Source organism: Catenibacterium sp., from assembly GCF_052354645.1.
In the GTDB taxonomy this organism is placed as follows: Bacteria; Bacillota_I; Bacilli_A; order Erysipelotrichales; family Coprobacillaceae; genus Catenibacterium; species Catenibacterium mitsuoka_A.
The window spans coordinates 1-5,152 of record NZ_DAWDDM010000134.1 but is presented as its reverse complement, the minus strand read 5'-3'; the positions used below and the strand labels follow the sequence as shown (position 1 = coordinate 5,152).

Below are 5,152 nucleotides of genomic sequence, written 5' to 3'. Positions count from 1 at the left end.
ACATATGACTTAGATAAATATCGTGATGTATTAAGAGGCTTCTATATTAATATGGAAGAAGAACTTCCAGGCCCACTTGTATTCACTACAGATGAAGTCATTGACACAATCAAGCATATGGATGAAATCACTGAAAAATATGCAGACCGCTATGTAAAGTTCTATGACAAGTTCTGTGGCTGGGAAGATGGTCATTCTTCACAGAGAGTTGTTGAGACAGTATTTGAAAAGAATTAGCCTTCCTTTACAGGGAGCTTTTTCTTTGTATCAGTTTGATTGACTAGGACAGTCATTCTCATTATAATAGACCCTAACAAAGGAGAAATTATCATGAAATTGATTAAGAAAATACTAGGTAAAATGATTCGTTTATTATATCGAATTGTTTATCGCTTCATACCGTGTGATGATCATACAATCTTATTTATATCTTTCCATGGTCGTGGCTATACAGATAATCCTAAGGCATTACACCAATATATCAGTGATCATAAAGAATATGCCTCATATCGCTGTATATATGCGATTAAGCATCATAAAGAAAAAAATCTCACTATTCCAAATGCGAAGATTATTGAATACTTCAGTATTCCTTATTTCTTTTATCTTGCAAGAAGTAAATATTGGATTTCTAACTGTAAGCTTCCTAAATATGTGCTGAAGAAGGATAACCAGGTTTACTTGCAAACCTGGCATGGTACACCTTTAAAGAAGCTTGCTCATGATATTGAAGTGCCAGAAGGGACAACATTCTATCGTTCTGGCATGTCTATAGAAGAAATGCGTGCAACTTATGACAATGATGTCTCTAAATACAACTATATGATTTCTCCAAGTGCTTTTACTACAGAAGTCTTCCAGACATCTTTTAGAATCAATAAGGAAAGATTGATTGAAACAGGCTACCCAAGAAATGATATATTATCTAACTATACAAAAGAATATGTAGAAACTATTAAAAATAGAATGCATCTTCCTCACGATAAAAAGATCTTACTCTATGCACCTACATGGCGTGATAACTCATTTAATATGAAGGGCTATACATTTAAATTAGAAGTTAACTTCAAGAAATGGCAGGAAGTATTAGGGGATGAATATATTGTTGTATTTAAACCTCATTATTTGATTGTGAATGATTTTAACTTAGATGAAGTGAAAGACTTCGTTTATTATGTAAATCCTCAGGAAGATATTGCGGATTTATACTTAATTGCAGATGCGTTAGTGACAGATTACTCAAGTGTCTTCTTTGATTACGCGATATTAAAAAGACCAATCTATTTCTATATGTATGATCTAGAAAACTATCGTGATGAATTAAGAGGATTCTATCTAGATATTTATAAAGATCTTCCTGGAGAAGTCATTACAGATGAAAATACATTACTTCAGAAGATTCATACACATGACTTTGACTATGACCGTTTAATAGGCTTCAATGAACGTTTTAATAATCATGAAGATGGACAGGCCAGCAAACGTGTCATTGATATACTATTAGGTGAACAGCATGGGGCTTAAGAAAATTGTATTAAACATCATTCTTTCATTCGTGAACATCTTTGTATCACTTATTCCTATTAAAAAGAATCAAATTGCATTTGTTTCATTAGAAGACAATGTTTTAAGAGATGATTTCTTAGATATCTATAATCATCTTGATACATCTCATTATTCTATTAAAACAGTACTCATTCATTATGATAAAAAATCAGTATGGAATGATTTCTTATATCTCCTTAACTGCATTAAACAGATTATTGTGATTAATACATCCCATATCGTACTAATTAATGACAATAACTATGTTGTCTCTCATTATAAGAGACAAGGTGTTAAGGTTATTGAAGTATGGCATGCCACAGGAGCTATTAAGAAGTTTGGAAATGCGATTAAAAGACAATATCCTATTAATAACTATGACTATGTTATTGCGAATAGTGATTATTGGGTAGAACCTTATTCTCTTGCTTTCTCTGTAGATAAAAACAACGTACTTGTAACAGGTATGCCACGTGTCGATCATTTATTTGATGAAACGTATAAAGAAGAAGCAAAAAAGAACTTCTATCTCAAGTATCCAAAATTAAAAAATAAGAAGATATTACTTTATGCACCTACATTTAGAGGAAATATTTATAAAGGATTTAAAGCAGTTGATTTTGATTCAAAGAAGCTTATGTCTTTGCTGGATGAAGATACAGTTCTACTTTATAAATATCATCCACTTATGCATAGTATCCCGATTGAAGAAAATGAACGTATATTTAATATGAATCATGAGAATACTTATGATTTATTTATTGTAAGTGATGCGCTTATTTCTGATTTTTCTTCTATTATCTTTGATTATTCTATTCTAGATAAGCCGTTGTATTTTTATGTGCCTGATTTAAAGGAATATATGCGTCATTTAGGATGTTTTGTAGACTATAAGAAGGAAATGCCTGGTCCATTATGTTATAATGAAGATGAATTAGTAGATGCAATACATTCTAATAAACATTATGATATTAAAGCATTTAAGAATAAGTTCTTTAAATATCAGGATGGAAAGAATGTAGAACGTATCATCTCATTCATAGAACAATTAATCAAGGAGGATTAATTATGAATATTTCAATGATTAAACAACGTGCAAGAGAAATTGCACGCTTCAACAAAGCAAGTTTATCACGTATCTGCTTGATCATAGGTGTTATTTCAGCATTCCCTAGCTTACTTGATTCGGGTAATGGGGTGATGTATATCATTTATTTGGTTATTTCAGCGTTATTACTTACAGTAGAACAAGGACATGTTGTAGCAGGACTTAAAGTTGTTACTGATCGTGAACAAGAATTATCCGATAATGATGGTGTCTATGGTCTAGTTAACTGGATTGAATACGTACCAACTTATCTTACAAAAGTACTTGTAAATTTCGTTATAATATCTATTTTTGTAGCACTTATTGTGGTATGCTCTCTTGGTTCTTTTGGTGGCTTATTTGCGCTATTTAGTGATCCTTATAGAGTTTCACCTATTACGGGTGTTGTTTCAGGTTTATCAGCACTAAGTGCGATATTATTGTTTGTGTTGCTCTTTGCCTTCGCATTTGTAATGATCTGGGTTAATTTACGTATGTTTGCGATGACATACCTACATCAGGAATATGGTATTAAAGGCTTTGGGGCGCTTAAAGAATCATTCACATTAATGAAAGGTCATTGCGCGGATTTATTATTAATCAATCTTTCATTTATTGGATGGATTCTTCTATGTGCCATCATTAGTGGTATGATTGGTGGCGTATTTGGTGATAATGGTATTGCAGGATTGACTGGTTCAATTTTAAGCGCAGCAGTAGCGGCTTATACATATCAGCCTGCTTATATTACTGTACAGGCATTATTTTATAAAGAAATTGCTTATAAGTTCTATGATGAAGGGAGAATCTAATGAGACAAAAAAATGATCGTTTTACTAGAAGACTTTCAGGTCAGGAATTAGTACTTGGATGTCTGATTCTACTTCCTTTATTCTTTTATTGTAATAGTTATATTGGTAGTGCGATTGTAAAGTGGACAATCTTAACATTTAACCTTTCAATCACTTCAACAAATGCGAATATTTGGTTAAATTTTGTGGTAGATTTGATTACTGCACTTGTTGCAGTAATCATCTTAAGAAAGTTCATCAAACGTCAATGGAAGGATTTCATGAATAACAAGCTATCTATTATTGTTGCTGGATGCTTTCTAGGATTCTTCCTTAATATTTGTGCTAATGCGATTGGAAGTAGTATAGTTAAGCTATTTGTGGATCAATCATCAAGTGTGAATCAGCAACAGGTAGAATCACTCACTAAAAGTATTCCTGCTGTTATGTTCTTTGTGACAGGATTCCTAGCACCTATAGGAGAAGAATTAATCTTTAGAGGTGTTATTTTTACAGGTCTACGTAAATATAATAGATTCTTAGCTTATGTGGTCTCTGCCTTCTTATTTGGCTTTATTCATGTTATGAATTCAGTCTTTGCAGGTAATATCTTTGAAATGGTACAGATGATACCGTATGCTTGCTCAGGACTAGTTTTTGCGTATATTTATGAAAGTACAGATAATATTTGGGCTTCTATTCTTACACATATGACAAACAATATATTTGCGTTATTAGTCATCTTGTTCTAAACAAAAATTGGATAATAGAAATCAAGTGAAAATTTAAAAAATATATCAATAATTTTTTATGGTTTTTACTGCATGCTGAAAACCCCTGAAGAAAAAGCGCTTTTTTTCAGGGTGGTTTAGGTGTATAATCTGGGTGTTATTTATTGTACTGGTATAACTCACCAGTTTTGCACATGCTATAAATTATTCGTACTAATTTACTGGCACATGCAGTCTTGGCGGCTTTCGAACACATAGGGTTTGATTGCTGCTTTTTCTTTATATAGAAATCCTTAATACTATTATTATCTCTTTTAAGCCTTATAGAACACGTTACAGCCAGATATAATAAACACCTTAATCGTTTATTGCCTTTTTTAGTAATGTGCATATGATCCCCATCATCCTGTCCACTTTCACTGATTCTTGGATCCAGTCCGGCAAAGGCTACTAGCTCATTCTTCTTTTTGAATCTTGTCATATCACCTAGTTCTGCAATAATACGTGCAGCTAGGTTATCTCCAATACCTGGAATAGATTTGATTATACTAAAGTCAGGTAGTTCCTGTGCTAGCTTAATCATTTCACCAATGGTTCTTTCAGCTTCTGCCATATCTTCTTTTAATTTCTTGATGAATCTCTGAAGTATTAATACTTCAATATCATCCTTATCACATCCTGAATAGATGGTTTTAGAATACTCTATTGCCTTGTCAGCCATTGTATCACTTGCTGCCTGACGATGACATGTTTTACTCTGAATCACTTTAGATACAGTATTAATCTTTTTTTTCTGAAGCATTTCTGGATGTGGATATTTTTCAATGACAGTTAAAGAGACAGGACTATACAGATCATCAAAAAGCGTATCATAGCCTGGAAATACAATATCCAGCTGAGCTCTGAATGCAACCTTATCCTTTCTTATATGAACCAATATATCCTCATAATAGCGTGATAATTACATCAGTTCATGATATATCGTTTCTGTTTTATGA

The 5,152-nt window shown here is 32.4% G+C and carries 6 protein-coding genes; 5 read left to right on the top strand and 1 reads right to left on the bottom strand.

Annotated features, from left to right (window positions below; all coding sequences use genetic code 11):
- The 5 genes from ACT8VG_RS06945 to ACT8VG_RS06925 form a co-directional block, all read left to right on the top strand.
- On the top strand, positions 1-237 hold a 237-nt coding region (locus tag ACT8VG_RS06945), incomplete at its 5' end, for a CDP-glycerol glycerophosphotransferase family protein (protein WP_444195485.1).
- A gap of 93 nt (positions 238-330) precedes the next feature.
- Positions 331-1,524 (top strand): CDP-glycerol glycerophosphotransferase family protein, encoded by a 1,194-nt coding sequence (locus ACT8VG_RS06940; RefSeq protein WP_331874371.1) that lies wholly within the window; start codon positions 331-333, stop codon positions 1,522-1,524.
- Positions 1,514-2,611, top strand: coding sequence for a CDP-glycerol glycerophosphotransferase family protein (locus tag ACT8VG_RS06935; RefSeq protein WP_217106605.1), 1,098 nt, complete (start codon positions 1,514-1,516; stop codon positions 2,609-2,611). The genes ACT8VG_RS06940 and ACT8VG_RS06935 overlap by 11 nt, the downstream gene beginning before the upstream one ends.
- A gap of 2 nt (positions 2,612-2,613) precedes the next feature.
- Positions 2,614-3,444: a DUF975 family protein gene (locus tag ACT8VG_RS06930; RefSeq protein WP_444195484.1), complete on the top strand. Its 831-nt coding sequence runs from the start codon at positions 2,614-2,616 to the stop codon at positions 3,442-3,444.
- Positions 3,444-4,175 carry a CPBP family intramembrane glutamic endopeptidase gene (locus tag ACT8VG_RS06925; RefSeq protein WP_331874370.1) on the top strand — a complete coding sequence of 244 codons (732 nt, stop codon included), beginning with the start codon at positions 3,444-3,446 and terminating at the stop codon, positions 4,173-4,175. Before ACT8VG_RS06930 ends, ACT8VG_RS06925 begins: the two co-directional genes overlap by 1 nt.
- A 136-nt stretch (positions 4,176-4,311) precedes the next feature.
- Here ACT8VG_RS06925 and ACT8VG_RS06920 read toward each other — a convergent pair whose 3' ends face one another.
- Positions 4,312-5,091: a transposase gene (locus ACT8VG_RS06920; RefSeq protein WP_444195483.1), complete on the bottom strand. Its 780-nt coding sequence runs from the start codon at positions 5,089-5,091 to the stop codon at positions 4,312-4,314.
- Positions 5,092-5,152: the final 61 nt, after the last annotated feature.